Raw genomic sequence first — 18,874 nt, forward strand, 5'->3', positions numbered from 1 at the left:
GATTGTTTTAAAACTCATTATATTAACCGATTTTAAAATCTAAAGAACCATGTCGAAATTTACAAGAAGAGAATTTCTTAAGACCGGAGGTTTAGCTTTGGCGGGTCTTACCATTGCTCCAAGCAGCATTTTGGGTAAGAGCCACGGACACGTACCTCCCAGTGACCGTTTGAACATTGCTGCCGTAGGTATCGGTGGCATGGGACACACTAACATTAATCATGTAAAGGCTACGGAAAATATCGTGGCGCTTTGTGACGTAGACTGGCGCTACGCGAAAGGTGTGTTCGATGAGCTCCCTAATGCGAAGAAGTATTGGGACTATCGTAAGATGTACGATGAGATGGGCAAGGACATCGATGCCGTTATCATCGCTACTGCCGACCATACACATGCCATCATCACTGCTGACGCCATGACGATGGGCAAACACGTATATTGCCAGAAGCCGTTGACGCACTCTGTATACGAGTCCCGTCTGCTTACCCGCCTGGCTGCTTCTACGGGTGTAGTTACCCAGATGGGTAACCAGGGTTCCTCGGATGAAGGTACCGACCTGGTGTGCGAGTGGATATGGAACGGCGAAATCGGTGACGTGACGAAGGTGGAATGTGCTACCGACCGTCCCATCTGGCCGCAAGGTTGAATGTGCCGGAGAAGGAAGACCGCATTCCCAAAACCCTGAACTGGGATTTGTTTACCGGTCCTGCCAAGATGAATCCATATAACGAAATCTATCATCCCTGGAACTGGCGCGGATGGTGGGATTATGGTACGGGTGCTTTGGGCGATATGGCTTGCCACATCCTGCACCAGCCGTTCAGAGCTTTGAAGTTGCTGTATCCTACCAAGGTAGAAGGTTCGTCTACATTGTTGCTCAATGCCTGCGCTCCGCAAGCACAGCACGTGAAGCTGACTTTCCCCGCACGCGAGAATATGCCGAAGGTGGCTATGCCCGAAGTGGAAGTTCACTGGTATGATGGTGGCATGATGCCCGACCGTCCGAAAGGCTTCCCCGAAGGAAAGCAACTGATGCAGAGCGGTGGCGGTCTGACCATCTTCCACGGAACGAAGGATACGCTGATTTGCGGTTGCTACGGACAGAATCCGTGGTTGCTTTCTGGCCGTGTGCCCAATGCACCGAAGGTTTGCCGCCGCGTGCCGAAGGCTATGAGTGGCGGTCATGAGATGGACTGGGTACGTGCTTGTAAGGAAAGTGCTTCCAGCCGCGTAATGCCTAAGTCTGACTTCTCCGAAGCCGGACCGATGAACGAAATGGTGGCAATGGGTGTACTGGCCATTCGTCTGCAGGGTCTGAACAAGACACTGGAATGGGACGGCGCCAACATGCGCTTCACCAATATCGGCGATGACGAAACATTGCGTACAGTCATCAAGGACGGCTTCAAGATACACAACGGCCATCCGAGCTTCGACAAGACATGGACAGACCCGGTAAATGCCAAGGCTTTTGCAGAAGAGCTCATCAAGCACAACTACCGCGAAGGCTGGAAGTTGCCCGATATGCCCAGATAAACATTAAAAAGAGCATCGGAACTTGGTTTCTGATGCTCATAAACGAATACTAATCATTTAATTTTTCAGATTATGAAGAAAATATATTATCCTTTGGCTTGTTGCCTTATCGGAGGTATGCTCGCCTCTTGTGGTGGCGGTGCAAAGAAATCGAACGCTACGGAAGAAGCCGCAGCTTCCACTACAACTACTTTGTCTTACTCCAAATCCTTGAAAGCCGACGAAACCGAAAGCTTGAATCTGCCGGTAGACGCAGATGGTTACATTACTATCTTTGACGGAACAAGCTTCAACGGATGGCGCGGTTACGGCAAGGATAAGGTGCCTTCCCGCTGGATTATCGAAGACGGTTGTATTAAGTTCTGCGGAAGTGGTACAGGTGAAGGTCAGACCGGTGAGGGGGGCGACTTGATTTTCGCTCACAAGTTCAAGAACTTTGAGTTGGAGCTGGAATGGAAGGTTTCCAAAGGTGGTAACTCCGGTATCTTCTATTTGGCTCAGGAGGTCACTTCCAAGGACAAGGACGGCAACGAAGTGTTGGAACCCATCTATATCTCTGCTCCCGAATATCAGGTGTTGGACAATGCCAACCATCCTGATGCCAAACTGGGCAAGGACAACAACCGCCAATCGGCTTCTCTCTATGATATGATTCCGGCTGTTCCGCAGAATGCAAATCCTTTCGGCGAATGGAACAAGGCCAAAATCATGGTATATAAAGGCACCGTGGTTCACGGTCAGAACGATGAGAATGTAGTGGAATATCACTTGTGGACCAAACAATGGACTGATATGTTGCAGGCTAGCAAATTCAGCGAAGAGAAGTGGCCCTTGGCATTCGAGTTGCTGAACAATTGCGGTGGTGAGAATCACGAAGGTTTCATCGGATTGCAAGATCATGGCGATGACGTATGGTACCGCAACATCCGTGTAAAGGTTCTCGACTAATCCTTTCTAAAAAAGATAGTACTATGAGAATCAAACATATGATGATCTTGTCAGCATTGTGCTTATCCATGATGGCCACAAGCTGTAGCAGCCAGAGCACGGAAACGACGCCGGAAACGACGAAAAAGGAAGTAGCCATCCAACTCTACTCTGTAAGAGACTTGGTGAAGGACGGCAGTAACCTCGACCAGATTCTGAAAGACTTGGCTGATATGGGCTATACCAGTGTGGAGGCCGCCAACTACAATGACGGTAAGTTCTACGGCAAGACTCCCCAGGAGTTCAAGCAGATGGTGGAAAAGAACGGTATGACCGTGCTTTCTTCGCACACTACCCACGGGTTGTCGGACGAGGAACTGGCTTCGGGCGACTTTACGGAAGCCTTGAATGGTGGGACCAGTGCATTGCTGCCCATAAGGAGGCCGGTATGGAGTATATCGTGACTCCGTATCTCTCCGTTCCCAAGACATTGAAAGACTTGCAGACCTACTGCGACTATTACAATGAAGTGGGCAAGCGCTGCCAGGCTGCCGGTCTGAAATACGGTTACCATAATCATGCCCATGAATTCCAGAAAGTGGAAGACAAGGAGCTGATGCTGGACTACATGCTGCAACACACCAATCCCGAATATGTATTCTTCCAGATGGACGTTTACTGGGTAGTGCGCGGCCAGAATAGCCCGGTGGATTACTTCAACAAGTATCCCGGACGTTTCACCATGCTCCATATCAAGGATCACCGCGAGATTGGACAGAGTGGTATGGTAGGTTATGATGCTATCTTCAAGAATACGGATGTTGCCGGTGTGCGCCACATCGTAGCTGAGATTGAGAAATACAGCTGCCCCGTAGAAGAGAGTGTGAAGCAGAGTCTTGACTACTTGCTTGATGCTCCTTTCGTGAAGGCATCGTATAGCAAATAAAACCTGTTTCACCACAGATTACACGAATTTGCACTGATTGATATTGCAGGTTATCAATAGGCTTAATTGATGCTGCGGATCTGTGTAAATCTGTGAAATCTGTGGTGAAATTATTTTATTTCCTTCCGAAGTCGGCCGGAATTTCTCCCCATTGCTTTGTTTCCCATTTCAGGATGCGGGTGGTATAGGTGTTTTCGCGCAACCACTTCTCCGCACGTTCTATCAGGCGGAAAAGCTCTTCGGTCTTGGCGTCGCGCGGCAGTTTGGTCTTGCATTTTTTCTGTTTTATCCAGTTGATGGCGTTTACGCTGTCGCTGTAGATGGGCATGTCGAAACCTTTCTGTTTCAACAAGGCAAGTCCGTGGACAATGGCGAGGAATTCGCCGATATTGTTGGTTCCATACATCGGCCCGAAGTGAAAGATTTCCTGACGGCTGGCGACGTGTACTCCCCGGTACTCCATGGCACCGGGATTTCCGCTGCAGGCGGCGTCTACGGCAAGGCTGTTTTCTGCAACGGCGGCAGGAAGGGGAGCGTCGGCGTCGGGAATGGTCTTGGCAGGAGAAGGGGCCGACCGCTTGATGTACGCGTACGGCGAAGAGGCAAAGGCTTTTTCCGCTTCCTCGCGTGATTCGAACGACTTGTATTTTGCTCCTTCGTAGCCTTTGGTCTGCAATTGGCAGTCTGTCCAGGAAGTGTAGATACCCGGGCTGACTCCCGCCCATACGACGTAGTATTTTTCTTTCTTCATAACTGCGGACAAAGGTAAAAAAAGAAAATCCGAACAACTTACTCTTTTATTTGTTTCTTTCTATGGTGGATATAAAATAAATAAGAGAAAACTCAATAAAAAAAGAAAGGACAAAAAATGAAGAGAACATTTGCAGAAGCCATGGCGCATCGCCGTAGTTATTACTCTATCGGCAGCGATTCGCCGGTACTGGATGAAGAAATAGTACACGTTATTCGTGAAGCCGTAAAGAATGTACCGTCAGCTTTCAATTCACAGTCTACAAGAATTGTATTGTTGCTGGGCGACGAACATAAGAAATTGTGGAACATCGTGAAGGAAACCCTGAAAGCGCGCATCTCTGCCGAGGCTTTTGCCAAGACGGAAGCCAAGATTGACGGCTGTTTTGCCAGCGGACACGGTACTGTGCTCTATTTTGAGGACACTTCTGTAGTCAAGAAGCTGCAGGAAGCATTCCCTTCCTATAAGGATAATTTCCCCACTTGGTCACAGCATACTTCCGCAATGCACCAGTTTGCCATCTGGACTATGCTGGAAGATATGGGGTTGGGTGCTTCTCTGCAACACTATAACCCCTTGATTGACGACGAGGTACGCCGCACCTGGAACCTGCCCGACGACTGGATGATGATTGCACAGATGCCCTTCGGTACACCCACCGGTGAGCCGGGAGAAAAGGAATTCGAAGATTTAAGCAAGCGTATCAAAATTTTTCTCTGATACAGAGGCGTTTTCAGCTTGGAATTGCTACCTTTGCAGGAAACCTGTAACTCGTAGCAGATATGATACGTATTTTCTTGACCGGCTACATGGGAGCCGGTAAAACTACTTTAGGAAAGGCTTTTGCCCGCGAAATGAATGTGCCGTTCATTGATTTGGACTGGTACATCGAAGAACGTTTTCACAAATCAATCCGTGAATTGTTCACCGAGCGGGGAGAAGCCTCTTTTCGTGAATTGGAGCGAAACATGCTGCATGAAGTAGGGGAATTTGAGGATGTCGTGGTCTCTACCGGTGGCGGTACTCCTTGTTTTTTTGACAATATGGAGTATATGAACGGTTGCGGGCAGACGGTGTTCCTGGATGTACACCCCGATATTCTGTTCCGCCGGCTCCGGGTGGCGAAGCAGCAACGCCCCATCCTGCAAGGCAAGACGGACGAAGATTTGCGCACCTTTATTGTGGAGGCGCTGGATAAGCGTGAGCCTTTTTACTCGCAGGCCCGTTATCGCTTTGATGCCGGTTATCTGGAAAGCCGCAGCCAGATTAGCGAATCCGTGCAACGGTTACGCCAACTTTTAGGACTTTAATCCCTTGTAAATGTGTATTTTTCAGTCCGAGGAGCTGGATATATTAGATTTATGTGTATTTTTGTCACCCCCTTTATAAGACACACTATAGTGGGAAAATAGTAAATTGTAAATAGTCTAATAGTAAATGTACTGATGAGAAAATGGCGTATTGAAGATTCAGAAGAGCTGTACAACGTAACTGGTTGGGGCACTTCGTACTTTGGTATCAATGACAAAGGTCATGTTGTGGTGACACCGCGTAAGGATGGAGTTGCCGTCGATTTAAAAGAGTTGGTGGACGAGTTGCAGTTGCGCGATGTAGCGGCTCCGGTATTGGTGCGTTTTCCCGATATTCTGGACAACCGTATCGAGAAGGTGTCCTGCTGCTTCAGACAAGCCGCCGACGAGTACGGGTATAAAGGAGAGAACTTTATTATCTATCCCATTAAAGTGAATCAGATGCGTCCCGTGGTAGAAGAGATGATTAACCATGGGAAGAAGTTCAATCTGGGGCTGGAAGCGGGTTCAAAGCCGGAATTGCATGCTGTGATAGGGGTCAATACAGACCCGGGTTCCCTCGTGGTTTGTAACGGATATAAGGACGAGAGCTTCATTGAACTGGCACTGTTGGCACAGAAAATGGGCAAACGCATTTTTCTTGTTGTAGAGAAACTTAATGAGCTGAATCTTATTGCCAAGATGGCGAAGCAATTGAAGGTGAAACCTAATATCGGTATTCGCATCAAATTGGCTTCCAGCGGAAGTGGCAAATGGGAAGAAAGCGGAGGAGATGCCAGCAAGTTCGGCCTGACATCCAGTGAACTGCTCGAAGCGCTGGACTTCTTGGAGAAAAAAGATATGAAGGACTGTCTGAAGCTGATACATTTCCATATCGGCAGTCAGATAACCAAGATACGCCGCATCAAGAATGCTTTGCGTGAAGCTTCGCAATTCTTTGTGCAGCTGAACAAGATGGGCTTCAACATCGAATTCGTGGATACCGGTGGCGGTATGGGAGTTGATTATGACGGTACACGCTCTTCAAGCAGCGAAAGCTCCGTCAACTATTCCATCCAGGAATATGTCAACGATGTGGTGTCGACTTTCGTCGACGTTGCCGACAAACACGGGTTCCCTCATCCCAATATCATTACCGAAACGGGACGCAGCTTGACTGCCCATCACTCCGTGCTTATCTTTGAAGTACTGGAAACAGCTTCTCTGCCCGAAATGGACGACGACTGGGAACCGGGAGAGGATGCCCACGAACTGGTGAAGGAACTGTATGACATCTGGGACAACCTGAGCCAGCGCAGTATGCTGGAGCCCTGGCACGATGCGCAGCAGATACGCGAAGAGGCACTCGATCTTTTCAGCCATGGCATCGTCGACTTGAATACGCGCGCACAGATAGAGAAACTCTATTGGAGTATATGCCGCGAAATCAACTCCATTGCCAGCGGCATGAAGCACTGTCCCGAGGAATTCCGCAAGTTGAGCAAGCTACTTGCCGACAAGTATTTCTGTAACTTCTCGCTATTCCAGTCATTGCCCGATTCCTGGGCTATCGACCAGATGTTCCCCATCATGCCCATACAGAGGCTGGATGAAAGACCCGACCGCGAGGCTACTTTGCAGGACATGACTTGCGACTCGGATGGCAAGATTGCCAATTTCGTCAGTTCGCGTGCCGATACGACTACCCTGCCGTTGCACTCGTTGCGCGACAAGGAGCACTATTATCTGGCGGTTTTTCTGGTCGGAGCTTATCAAGAGATTCTGGGAGATATGCACAATCTGTTCGGTGATACGAATGCCGTGCATGTATCTGTCAATTCCAAAGGCTACACCATCGACCAACTGATTGACGGCGAGACGGTGGCTGAGGTGTTGGACTACGTGCAATATAATCCTAAGAAACTGGTACGTACGCTGGAAACTTGGGTGACGCAATCCGTCAAGGAAGGGCGCATCTCTGTGGAAGAAGGAAAGGAATTCTTGTCTAATTACCGTTCCGGACTGTACGGATATACTTATTTGGAATAAAATGGAGAAACTGACTGTAATAAAGGTGGGTGGCAAGATTGTAGAAGAGGAAGCCACCCTCTATAAGTTATTGGATGACTTTGCAGCCATCGAAGGCTACAAGGTCTTGGTACACGGAGGCGGACGCTCGGCCACGAAGCTCGCCGCCCAACTGGGTATTGAAAGTAAAATGGTGAATGGCCGCCGTATCACTGATGCCGAAACGCTGAAGGTGGTGACAATGGTATATGGCGGACTGGTGAATAAGAATATTGTTGCGGGCCTGCAGGCGCGCGGTGTCAATGCACTGGGCTTGACGGGAGCCGATATGGATGTAATCCGTTCGGTAAAGCGTCCCGTGAAAGAGGTGGATTATGGGTTTGTGGGCGATGTGAAGCAGGTGAATGCTGCTTTCCTTGCCGACCTTATACATAAAGGGGTAGTTCCCGTAATGGCTCCGCTGACGCACGATGGCGAAGGACACATGCTGAATACGAATGCCGACACCATTGCCGGAGAGACGGCAAAGGCTTTGGCGGGTTTGTTCGACGTAACCTTGGTGTTCTGCTTTGAAAAGAAAGGTGTGCTGCGCGACGAGAACGACGATGACAGCGTGATTTCGCAGATAACGCCGGAAGAATTCAAGCAATACGTGGCAGATGGAGTGATTCAAGGTGGCATGATTCCGAAGTTGGAGAACTCTTTCGAAGCGTTGAATGCCGGTGTGTCCGAAGTAGTGATTACCTTGGCTTCGGCGATAGGAGAAGAAGGAGGTACACATATCAAGTTATGATGATGTCTCATCACAAATTACACCGATTGGTACAGATGAATGTTGCAGATTATCAATGGTATAGAATAATTCTGTGTGAATCTGTGTAATCTGTGGTGAAAAAAAATGCCTTTACCCTGTAACTTTCTGAATACTTAACCGTCAATTTATTAGAGATGCAAGAACTCAGCTTTCGTAATGACATTCTCCCGCTGAAGGATAAGCTCTTTCGGCTAGCCTGAGAATTACGTTCGATAGGGCAGAGGCAGAGGATGTTGTGCAGGAAACGCTGATAAGGGTTTGGAACAAGCGTGACGAGTGGCCGCAGTTCGGTTCTATCGAGGCCTATTGCTTGACAGTGGCAAGGAATTTGGCAATAGACCGTAGCGAGCGAAAAGACTCCCGCACTGTGGAGCTGACCCCTGAAATGGAGCAGGCCTCCGATGCATCGAGCCCTTACGAAAAGCTGGTGAACAAGGAACGAATGACGTTGATACACCGGCTGATAAACAAGCTTCCCGAAAAACAGCGGTTGATTATGCTGCTTAGGGATGTGGAAGGTAAGAGCTATAAAGAAATAGCAGCGGTCCTGAACTTGACCGAGGAGCAGGTAAAAGTGAACCTCTTCAGGGCGCGGCAAAAAGTAAAACAAACGTTTATTGATATAGAAGGTTATGGACTCTAAATATATAGAACAACTCTTGGAACGCTACTGGCAGTGCGAAACTTCTTTGGAAGAGGAAGCCTGCTTGCGTGCTTTCTTTAGCGGAAACGATGTTCCCGGGCACTTGCTTCGCTACAAGGATTTGTTTGTATATCAGCAGCTTCAGCAGGAAGTGCATCTGGGAGAGGATTTTGATGCCCGGGTGCTTGCCGAAGTGGAAGTTCCGGTAGTCAAGGCAAAGCGCCTGACATTGACCGCACGCTTCATGCCGCTGTTCAAAGCCGCCGCAGTAGTGGCAGTGGTCCTTTCGATGGGGAATATGATGCAACATTCATTTTTCTCGGATGTGGAGGAGGTGGCAGCAGCTGATACTATCGGTAAACAGATTTCCGCACCGTCGGTAGCTCTCTCGGGAGATGTGGCCGTGTCTCATGAGAAGCAGGTGATGGACAGCCTGCGCCGGGTAGACAAGGAGTTGGAAATCAAGGAATAGATATTTTCATTTGCTTTTAAAATAACATTTTCATTTGCTTTAAACATAATAGTTAGTGTGCTTTATTAAAACAACTTGAGGCTGTGAAGTTTCAATTCTCTCAAAATCTTATAAAAACTAACTAAGATAGAAGGGACGCCGCGTGATGCAGCGTCCCTTTATTGTTTTGGTAGTGAATTATTGTTTACAGTACATTGGGTTTGGAGTCTATCGTTTTTTTTTCTCAACTTTGCGCACTTCAAATGTATATATAATAAGACTATGAGAAACATGCTATATATCTGTATAATGTTTTTAGGCATTATATGCTTTATAGGTTGCAAGGACCCTAATGGCAATAAAATACTTCTGGCGCAGGCGGACTCCTTGTTGCAGAGCCGTCCGGACAGTGCCTTGAAATTGCTCAATTCTGTAGAAAAGGATGTCCGCTTTTCAGAAGCGGAGTGGATGCAGTTCATTTGGAACTGTGCGCAGGCCCGTCACCGTATGGGCATGTCGTTGGTGGAAGATTCGCTGTTGCCCGGTGCAATAAACTACTATCGTGAGCGGAAAGACTCTTCCCGCATGTTCGACAGCTATTTGCTGGAAGCCGCCTATTACAAATGGATGAACCAGGAGGAACGCATGAACGAAGCGATTGAAAACGGCTTGAATTATGCCGAAGCCCGGAAAGACACCTTCTGGCTCCTGCTCTTTTATCGGGGAAAGGCGGAGATAGCCTATCTGAAGAACGATCACAACCAGGTGATAGGACTGATGGAAAAGATACTGCAATATGCCGATAGGCTGTCTGTCCACGAGCACTGTTCCGTGCTCTACAATTTAGGGCTCAATATGGCATTGGTCAATCATCCTTCTTCTTCCGATTATTTTGAGCGAAGCGTTGATATGTCGTTGGCGGCTGCTGATACCGTTGCGGCTTGTCACTATATGAGGAATTATGCCACAGCGCTTGCCAATAACCGCGAATACGTCAAATCCAATGACCTCCTGCGCCGTGTCAAACGTCTGATGCCGGCAGTGGGCAGCCATGTGATGCTGCAAATTACCTTTGCCGAAAACTTCCTTAATCTTCATCAGCTTGATTCTGCCCGTTACTACTGGAACCAGGCATGGGCCAATGAACAGAATCACGGAGGAGATAAAGCCGAAGGCTTTTCCGTACGCAGTGCATTGGTACAGCTGAAAACCGTTCTGGACTATACTTCCGGTACACCTTTGGATATTATCAGCTTCGGCAGGTTTGCTGACTCCGTCAGAGTAGAGATGAGGAATAGAAACAGCGTGATAGAGCAACAGTTGGAGACCAAAAATAATCTTCAGCGGTTGAACTACGAGCTGATAATCAAGCGGCAAAAGACACGGATGTATTCTGTACTGGTTGCCATTCTGCTTGTCGGGGCGCTGGTATCTTTGAGTTTTTATATCCGCAACAGAAGGAAACGCCTTGTCGAAGCCGAAGAACGTATTGATGCGCTGACCCGCCTACTGGAAGATGCCCAGAAAGCATCGGATAACCAAGAGGAGAATAGCGACGCTTTCTTCAAGAAGTTGCTTCTGCAGCAGCTGGGTATCATACGGCTTGTTGCCAATACGCCTACCTCACAGAACCAGGCATTGCTGAAACTTATCTCAGGCATTAGCAATAAGGAGATTCCGGTGGAGGGACTGCTTGCCTGGGCGGACCTTTATCCGGTGATCGATAGACTATACGACGGATTCTACTCCTGCATGATGGAAAGATTCGGACAACTCTTATCCGATAAGGAAGTGCAGATATGCTGCTTGCTCTGTGCAGGTTTCTCCACCAAAGAAATTGGAGTAGTGACCCAACAGACAAGTGCGACCATCTACGTGCGTAAAACTTCCATCCGAAAGAAGATAAATGCAGGCGAAAAGCAGGATATTGTGGAGTGCATAAGAGGCATTTAGACCGGAAGAATCCGAATTAAGACTTTTATAATATATTGTTATTGATAATCAGAATTTTAAGTACCGAGTATTAAGACTTTTAATAGTGCGATTTAGTAGGAGTTAAGCGACTTTTCGCCTTAACTTTGCATCAAATCAAAAAACAAAAAGTCTTATGAAAAGTACATTCAGAACAATGACAATCGCAGCGTGTTTCGCACTTGTATCTCTTACTTCATGTTACTTCCCCGGAAGCGACCAGTATAAAATAAAGTCGGCAACCAAGGAATATGTTAAGTCGCAGTTAGGCGAAGGTGAGAAATTCCGTTACGGATACCTGGAGCGTAAGTGCGGTCGTGACGTAGACGGCAGGTTTTGCAAGTATGCCGAAGTGCACTATGAAGTGATAAGTGCGTCGGGTGAAACTTCAGAGAAAATGCTCTTTCTGCTGATGTCGGAACATTGTGATTCCGTATTGGATATCTCGGAGGAGAGAGACAAGGAGTGGACTAATAAAGAATCCCTCTCGTCAGAAGAAATAAAGGCAATCATCAAATCAGCTTTGAAAGACAGACTCTAAAACACCGGCATTTATGAAAAAGATTCTTATTATAGCTATTGTATTCCTATTAGGCAATCTTGCCGCCATAGCACAAACAGTAAAAGTAAACGGCACAGTTATCGACGAACAAAACCGACCGGTGGAATTTGTCAATGTAGTCATGATTTCTTTGCCCGACTCTTCATTCGTTACGGGAAGTACTACGAATGGAAAAGGCAAATTTACCTTGAAAACTACTGCCAGTTCGGATTTTCTGCTGAAACTCTCTTATATCGGCTACGTCAATGAGCAAATTGTCATCAAGAATCCCCAAGGCACTGTAGAGATGGGGGATATCATCTTGAAAGAACAGTCGGTATCACTGGACGAGGTAGTGGTATCGGGCAGCAACATCACGCAGAAAGTAGACCGTATGGTGGTAGTGCCTACGGCTACTGCGCTGAAGAACTCTTATAATCCGTATGACCTGATGCTGAATCTTGCCATCCCGCACTTGAAGGTAGACGCCCTCACCAAAGGGCTGGAAGCCAACGGTGGCAACGTGCAGACCCGCATCAACGGCATTGTGGCTACCGCTACCGAAGTGGCAGCCCTTCTGCCCAAAGACATTGTAAGAATAGAATTCATCGAGAATCCGGGAGAGCGGTATGGCGACAACAGTCTGGGAGCAGTGGTCGACATCATTGTCCGCCGCCGCGAAACGGGCGGACTGGTCAATATACAGGCCACCAACGCTCCCCACAAGCTGTTTAGCGATGACAATGTAGTGGCTAAATTCAATCATAAGAAGTCACAATGGGGTTTGTTCTATAATCTGTCTGCCCGCAACTTCAAGAAGATGTACACGGATATAGATGAAACCTATGTCTTGGAAAACAAGACCGTACACCGCGTGCAGGAGGGACTCTACGACCAAAACAAGCACTTCACCCACAACATCGACCTCTCCTACAACCTGACCGAGCAGGACAAGTACGTATTCAACGTGGTATTCCGCAACGGCATTTATGACGCCCCCTTCCTCAACCAGTCTAACAAGCTCTACAATGCCGGCAATACTGACAGCTATATCTTTGCCAAGCTGAAGAACAGCCAGTCCAGCTATACCCCTGCGCTCGACCTCTATTACCAGCGTACATTGCCAAAGAATCAGATGCTTACGATGAGCGTAACCGGTACGCTGATGCACACCGACAACAACCGGCTCTATAACGAATATACCCCCCAGAACGATAACCTGGCAATGATTGAAACAGACGTGACCGGAAACAAACGTTCCATCATCGGCGAAGCCATCTACGACAAGCGCTTCAAGTCCCTTGTATTCAGTGCCGGACTGCGCCACTACCAGATGTATGCCAGGAATGAGTATGCCGGTTCCTCGCCCGTAGTGTCGGAAATGAACCAGGCAAAGACGGCAGCCTTTGCCGAGGTGCAGGGAAATATCAAGAAAGTGAGTTATGGAGTAAGTGCCGGGCTGACCCGCTCTTATTTCAAGGAAGGAGGAGAGGACCATGCCTATTACACCTTTACCCCCACCGTCCGCCTGAACTTTGCACCGCATAAGAACGGTAACATCAACTACCGCTTCAATGTCGACCCCAAGATACCTTCACTTAGTGCATTGACCAATGTGGAGCAGGCGATAGATACCATCCAGATAGTACGCGGTAATCCGGCATTGGAGACTTACAGTGTTTTTAACAATACGTTGAACTACTCCTATATGAAGCAGAAGTTCGTCTTCATGCTGAATGTGACACATGGCTATCATAAGAATATCATCATGGAGAGTGTGTTTGCCGAGGGAGACAAGTTGGTTTCGATGAACGAGAATCAGCGTTCTGCACAGTTTCTGCGCTTTGGCCCTTCTTTCACATTCCGCGGACTGAACATCGGTAGTCTGAAGAACTTCCTGACACTGAGTATAGACGGTGGATTTACACGTTACTGGTCCAACGGCAATACCTATACCCATACGTACAATGACTTCTATTACAATCTGGGTGCTGTGTTCAATTATAAGCAGTTCTCTCTGTTGGGACAATTCAGTAAAAGGGCGAACGAGCTGGTGGGGGAAACGATTTATAAGGGTGAGAACCAAACTGCCATTCTAGCTACTTATACCCACAAGCGCCTGCAGCTGGGTGTAGGGATGATGTTCCCGTTCACCAACAATTACAAGACGGGCAAGGAGCGGGTAAGCAAAGTAGCACCCTATACTTCGTGGAGCCATGCGAAAGAGGTCGGACAAATGGCCATTATCAAGCTGAGCTATAACTTAGAGTTCGGCAAGCGTTACAAGTCATCCAACAGACGTATCAATAACAGCGACAATGAGTCGGGTATTCTGAATGTAGACAAATGATAGTTGTTCCCATGCTTCGGAGGTGTGGGGTGATAAAAGAACGAAGGACTTCCTCGCGGGAGTCCTTCGTCATTTTTATAGGTAATTATTTGAGAGAGAATTTAGTTTAGGTTTATAATCATCAATCTTAAAGTCTATATTTTCCAATGTTAGAGCTTATACAGCCCTTTCTTCGGATAGTCCAGTTCCGGATTACCCTTGTAACCTACACTGCCGCTTCCGCTGGTGCGTACTTTCAGGAAATCTGTGGCATGGCACTTGATGTCGCCTGAACCGGCAACACTGGCAGATGCTTTCTTGGCAACGAAATCGGAAGCAAACAAATCACCCGAACCTGCTACACTGTATTCAGCTTCTTGGGTGCTGCCACTCAGGATAGCGGTGCCCGAACCGGCAACGGATGCTTTGGTGAAGTTGGCTGTTACATTGTTCAGCTTCATGTCACCTGAACCTGCAACGGATACTTGGAGATCATTGCAAGTGATGTCGCTGCTGTTGATGTCTCCCGAGCCTGCGATGGAAATATCGAGGTCTGTGCAGGAGATGTTGTTTCCACTGATGTCACCCGAACCGGCTACGGAAATTTTGAGGTTGTCCGTCTTCAGTCCGTTTTTCAGTTTCACGTCTCCCGAACCTGCCACGCAATGCCGTTCAACTTTTCTGCGGACACACGTACTTCCAGCTTGTCATAGGAGACGTTGACGTTCTTCTTGAAGCCGATGTAGAGGGTATTGTCCTTGACACGGATATCCAGTAAGTCTACAATGTTGTCCGAGGTGTATACTTCCACTGACGGTTTGCCGGACTTCTGCGTGTAGGTCACGTCGGGGCTGCCGGCTACACTCAGCTTGGTGAAGTTGTCCACTTTTATGTCTTTGGTTACATAGTTTTTGCTTGCCTTGACCGTCTTGCTGCCGAAGCCTCCGGAACGGTATGTGTGTTGTTGTGAACAAGCAGTTGTACTGAATGCCAATAAGGCGATTGCGATAAATGTTGTTAGAGCTTTCATATTCTTTTGTTTTTTGTGATTCAGTGTTTATTAGTTAGACGTGATTTGCCTTGAAAAAGTTGCATGTAGAAATACTTTTTTCAAAGGACGCTCGGTCATCATACTTTAATCAATTATTGTGCCACAAGTGTAAGTCGCTGATAACTAAAGTATAATAACTTTTGCATAGTGTTCATTATCGGACACTCCGTCCGTTTTTACTAAGTATTTACTTGCTTTTTCGGACGATTCTTTGTTCATTTGCAAAACTTGAAGGTCAGTATTCACCACAGATTACACAGATTTGCACAGATAAGCATCTTTGGTTATCAGTAGATTAAGCTTATTCTGTGTTAATCCGTGTAATCTGTGGTGAATTTTGACAACATCCCCAGAGAGACTTTGATTTATGACAGTAAACCGCATTATAGAAGATAAAGAGCTTGGCCCTTTGTTTGTCCGGGTCAATGCCCGGGCACGGCGTCTCACTTTCCGTACAAAGGAAGATGGAATTTACGTGACTGTGCCTCCCCGGACTTCTCTTGCCGAGGTAGAGAGTGCTATCGAGCAGCTTCGTCCGCGTCTGAAAGCTGCCAGACAGAAGCAGGTCAGAAAGCTGATTGATTTGGATTACCGCATTGATACGGAGTTCTTTAAACTGACGTTGGTCAGCGGACAACGGGAACGGTTCTTGTCCCGTTCGGAATTGGGGGAAATGCAGATAATCTGTCCTCCTGATGCCGATTTCTCGGATGAGAATCTGCAGGCTTGGCTGCGCAAGGTGATTGAAGAGGCTCTGCGCCGGAATGCGAAGATTATCCTTCCTCCCCGTCTGTATATGCTCTCCATGCAGCACAATCTGCCTTATAAAAGTGTGAAGATAAATTCCAGCAGCGGGCGTTGGGGAAGCTGTTCCACGCGTGGCAATATCAATCTGTCCTATTACTTGATACTTCTTCCCAAGCATCTGATAGACTACGTGCTGCTGCACGAACTGGCGCATACCCGCGAGATGAATCATGGGGAGCGTTTTTGGGCGTTGCTCGATGGGATGACTGATGGAAAGGCACAAGCATTGAGAGCGGAGCTTCGGAGGTACAGAACGGAGATATAGAGGAACCGCTTCTTTTTTGAGCCTATTGTAACTTCTTTTCTTGATCTGCAATGAGGCTGTAAAAGCATCTTCTTTTTGTTTTACTAAAACTCTCCGGACGATTTACTAAATCTTCACCAACGTTTTAGTAAATCGTTACCCAAGATTTACTAAAACGTTTTCTCCTGCCTTGCAGCACATTCTGCCGATGTTTTTGGAAATTATCTTGAAGGAATGGAAACTGTAAATTTTTGTAACTGATTATCTTCTGATGTAGTAGCTGCTATTCCTGTGCCAGCTGCTTCACTTCTTCCCCTTCCTTCTCAAAGCGGTATTCTCCTCCTTTTTCGCTTAGTTCAAATAGGGAAAGCTTTTCGGTTGCATTGTTCACAATCATCAGTGCGCTCTGTTCGGCAAAGCGTTTCACTTCGATGGTGAAAGGTTCTTCTGCAATGGTGCGGTTCACCAGCAGGCTGTCGTTGATGAATATGGAAGTGGAATCTCCGGCAAATCCTTTCGTCAGTGTGATGGTGTATGTCTCGATGAAGTTGCGTTCTCCTTCTTTCCGTTGTTGCAGCCTCATGCTCATGTAGACAAAGATGACAACTACAAAAATCACGGCGAAAGCAAGGATGCCGTTGCCTATCATAAACTGCTTGTTGGTATTAAGACGATGTGCCATATACGGGTTAGTTTTAAGAGATACTGCAAATGTAATGAAAAAAAATGAACCGGAGGATAAACATTTGAACAAATAGGAAAGAATGCTTTGAGGGCAATTTGCTAATATTGCGGTCGTAAAAACAAATTGTTAAAGATACAATGAAATTGAATTTTGCTTTTTGGCTCATGTTTTCTGTAGTTGCACTACAGATGAAAGGGGCTGGCGGAACCCATGAAGGGCTTCCTCCGTTTGTTCGTTTTCCTGGATTGGAGCAGGAAGTTTACATTACGCGTGATACGTGCAAAAGTGTAGAGGGACGTTTTCCCGGCTTTTCCCCTTTTTTCGTGATTTATCCGGACAAGCCGTGCGATGCCTCCGAAGCGGCGGCGTTGACGGATGAATTGGGTATTGCGTCCTATGCTCACACCTACTCGGGGACGGTTTGTGTGATGAATCCCTTGGGAAAGGAGTATGACGTGGTGAAGGATTTGGAAGCTTATAAGAGTTTCCTGAACAAGATGCGTGTTTTTACTAATCTGAAGATAATCGGTATAGGTAAGGGAGCGACGTTTGTCAATAAGACTGTTGCCGCACATGCGGGTGCTGTTGCTGGTATTGTATCGCTGAATGGCCGACCGGGCAAGACGGTTGAAGGTGCTGCCCCTGTTCCTGCTTTTATTGCCGGAACACACAGTCGGCAGGTAGCGGCTGCCTATATCTTGCAGAACCAGGCGGAATTGGTGCGGAAAGAAAACGGGTTGGCTTGTTATGCCAACCGGAAGGAGCCGTTACAGCAAGTTGTGGTAAGTGCAAACAAGTACACTTCCCTGAAAGAGGCTTTTGCAGAAGCCTGGAAGACATTGCTTTGCAAGAACTACCGTTTCAACAATTACGAACATACCTGGTACACGGGAGCTCAATTTGACCAATATGGTACGTATGAGCTGGAGCCGTATATCATGCCTGAAGATTGGGGAATTACTCGTTGTGTGATGAAGAAAGACCTTATCGGGACGGGCGATTTCCTATGGTATGAATTCCATCCGGAAGCTACTTTGAAGGCAGAAAAGGCTTCTGTGCCGTTGTTGCTTTTGCTGCATGGCAACAACAATGATCCGCGTACGCAGGCTGAGACATCCGGCTTCATTGAGTTGGCGGCTGAGGAAAACTTCATTGTTGCCGAACTGGAGTGGCAGGGCAACGGTTATGCTCCTATGGGGTTGGACGGCATCGAGCAAGTGGTATATCATCTGTTGAAGACCTATCCGCAGATAGATCCTTCGCGGGTATATGCCGAAGGGCTTTCGGCAGGCGCTGCCACAGCGACGGGGCTTGGTATACGCAAGTCGCACGTGTTTGCCGCTGTGGGTGCCCAATCGGCGGGGCTGACTCCCGACCGGTATATGTTCGGTTATAATGGCGAAGCGTTGATGAACGAGGCAGTGCAGAAACGGGGCAGTGTGGAGACCGCTTATTTTTCTGTGACGGGTACGGACGACGAAGTGGTGCCTTTTGTAAGCGAAAGCAATTGGCGTACCAATGCCTTCTTCTGTGCCTGGACTGCCTATCAGACCATGAACGGCATGGAGGTGAGCAGTCGGCCTGACTTTTCGAAAGATGCCACCTTCGGCATGGCACTGAAGGATAGGGAAGTGATTTCCACCAACAAGCGGGTCACGATGGAAGCGGGAGTGCTTTACAAGGGAGACATTCCGCTGATTAAAGTCGTAGCTGTGAATGACTACGGTCATTGGAACTTCAAGCCTGATGCACGGTTGATGTGGGATTTCATGAAACAATTCTCTCGTGACCCTCGGACGAAGAAGCTCGTTTATAGTAAGCGGTAATTGGTAGTTTCTATCGGACTATAAAAAGAAGAAAA

The 18,874-nt window shown here is 47.6% G+C and carries 13 protein-coding genes and 4 pseudogenes; 14 read left to right on the top strand and 3 right to left on the bottom strand.

Annotated features, from left to right (window positions below; genetic code table 11):
- Positions 1–49 precede the first annotated feature (49 nt).
- From JCM16496_RS11195 to JCM16496_RS11205, 3 genes and pseudogenes are all read left to right on the top strand, one after another.
- A pseudogene (locus JCM16496_RS11195) lies at positions 50–1,536 on the top strand (glycoside 3-dehydrogenase).
- A 72-nt stretch (positions 1,537–1,608) separates the two neighbouring features.
- Positions 1,609–2,484 carry a 3-keto-disaccharide hydrolase gene (locus JCM16496_RS11200; protein WP_025834345.1) on the top strand — a complete coding sequence of 292 codons (876 nt, stop codon included), beginning with the start codon at positions 1,609–1,611 and terminating at the stop codon, positions 2,482–2,484.
- A gap of 71 nt (positions 2,485–2,555) precedes the next feature.
- Positions 2,556–3,409 (top strand): annotated as a pseudogene (locus JCM16496_RS11205) (sugar phosphate isomerase/epimerase family protein).
- A 115-nt stretch (positions 3,410–3,524) separates the two neighbouring features.
- Here the strand turns inward: JCM16496_RS11205 and JCM16496_RS11210 are convergent.
- A complete protein-coding gene (locus JCM16496_RS11210; protein ID WP_025834347.1) occupies positions 3,525–4,160 on the bottom strand; it encodes a ribonuclease H1 domain-containing protein in 636 nt (211 codons plus the stop codon).
- Between the two features lie 117 nt (positions 4,161–4,277).
- Here JCM16496_RS11210 and JCM16496_RS11215 point away from each other — a divergent pair, with 117 nt between their 5' ends.
- The 9 genes and pseudogenes from JCM16496_RS11215 to JCM16496_RS11255 all read left to right on the top strand — a co-directional run bounded on the left by JCM16496_RS11215 (position 4,278) and on the right by JCM16496_RS11255 (position 14,247).
- On the top strand, positions 4,278–4,880 hold the full coding sequence (locus tag JCM16496_RS11215) for a nitroreductase family protein (RefSeq protein WP_025834349.1): 603 nt from the start codon (positions 4,278–4,280) through the stop codon (positions 4,878–4,880).
- 62 nt (positions 4,881–4,942) lie between these two features.
- A complete protein-coding gene (locus JCM16496_RS11220) occupies positions 4,943–5,470 on the top strand; it encodes a shikimate kinase (protein WP_005825881.1) in 528 nt (175 codons plus the stop codon).
- A gap of 135 nt (positions 5,471–5,605) precedes the next feature.
- Entirely contained in the window at positions 5,606–7,498 is a 1,893-nt protein-coding gene (speA, locus tag JCM16496_RS11225; protein WP_005825878.1) for a biosynthetic arginine decarboxylase, read from the top strand.
- Position 7,499: 1 nt separating this feature from the next.
- Entirely contained in the window at positions 7,500–8,270 is a 771-nt protein-coding gene (gene argB, locus JCM16496_RS11230; RefSeq protein WP_025834353.1) for an acetylglutamate kinase, read from the top strand.
- Positions 8,271–8,425: 155 nt separating this feature from the next.
- Positions 8,426–8,934, top strand: a pseudogene (locus JCM16496_RS11235) (GFO_1088 family ECF-type sigma factor).
- Positions 8,924–9,406, top strand: coding sequence for a PG0215 family putative anti-sigma factor (locus tag JCM16496_RS11240; protein ID WP_025834355.1), 483 nt, complete (start codon positions 8,924–8,926; stop codon positions 9,404–9,406). The pseudogene JCM16496_RS11235 and the gene JCM16496_RS11240 overlap by 11 nt, the downstream one beginning before the upstream one ends.
- 261 nt (positions 9,407–9,667) lie before the next feature.
- Entirely contained in the window at positions 9,668–11,338 is a 1,671-nt protein-coding gene (locus JCM16496_RS11245; RefSeq protein WP_025834358.1) for a LuxR C-terminal-related transcriptional regulator, read from the top strand.
- A gap of 154 nt (positions 11,339–11,492) precedes the next feature.
- Positions 11,493–11,897 carry a hypothetical protein gene (locus tag JCM16496_RS11250; protein ID WP_025834360.1) on the top strand — a complete coding sequence of 135 codons (405 nt, stop codon included), beginning with the start codon at positions 11,493–11,495 and terminating at the stop codon, positions 11,895–11,897.
- A gap of 13 nt (positions 11,898–11,910) precedes the next feature.
- On the top strand, positions 11,911–14,247 hold the full coding sequence (locus JCM16496_RS11255) for a TonB-dependent receptor (protein WP_025834362.1): 2,337 nt from the start codon (positions 11,911–11,913) through the stop codon (positions 14,245–14,247).
- Positions 14,248–14,396: 149 nt separating this feature from the next.
- Here the strand turns inward: JCM16496_RS11255 and JCM16496_RS11260 are convergent.
- Positions 14,397–15,256: pseudogene (locus tag JCM16496_RS11260) on the bottom strand (head GIN domain-containing protein).
- Between the two features lie 388 nt (positions 15,257–15,644).
- Between JCM16496_RS11260 and JCM16496_RS11265 the strand changes: the two are divergent.
- Positions 15,645–16,349, top strand: a complete 705-nt coding sequence (locus JCM16496_RS11265) for a YgjP family zinc-dependent metalloprotease (RefSeq protein ID WP_025834364.1) — start codon at positions 15,645–15,647, stop codon at positions 16,347–16,349.
- A 262-nt stretch (positions 16,350–16,611) separates the two neighbouring features.
- On the opposite strand, the gene JCM16496_RS11270 is transcribed toward JCM16496_RS11265, so the two are convergent.
- On the bottom strand, positions 16,612–17,010 hold the full coding sequence (locus JCM16496_RS11270; RefSeq protein ID WP_025834366.1) for a hypothetical protein: 399 nt from the start codon (positions 17,008–17,010) through the stop codon (positions 16,612–16,614).
- A 140-nt stretch (positions 17,011–17,150) separates the two neighbouring features.
- Between JCM16496_RS11270 and JCM16496_RS11275 the strand changes: the two genes are divergently transcribed.
- A complete protein-coding gene (locus tag JCM16496_RS11275) occupies positions 17,151–18,839 on the top strand; it encodes an alpha/beta hydrolase family protein (RefSeq protein WP_025834368.1) in 1,689 nt (562 codons plus the stop codon).
- Positions 18,840–18,874 lie beyond the last annotated feature (35 nt).

Source organism: Bacteroides rodentium JCM 16496, assembly GCF_000614125.1.
GTDB classification, from domain to species: Bacteria; Bacteroidota; Bacteroidia; order Bacteroidales; family Bacteroidaceae; genus Bacteroides; species Bacteroides rodentium.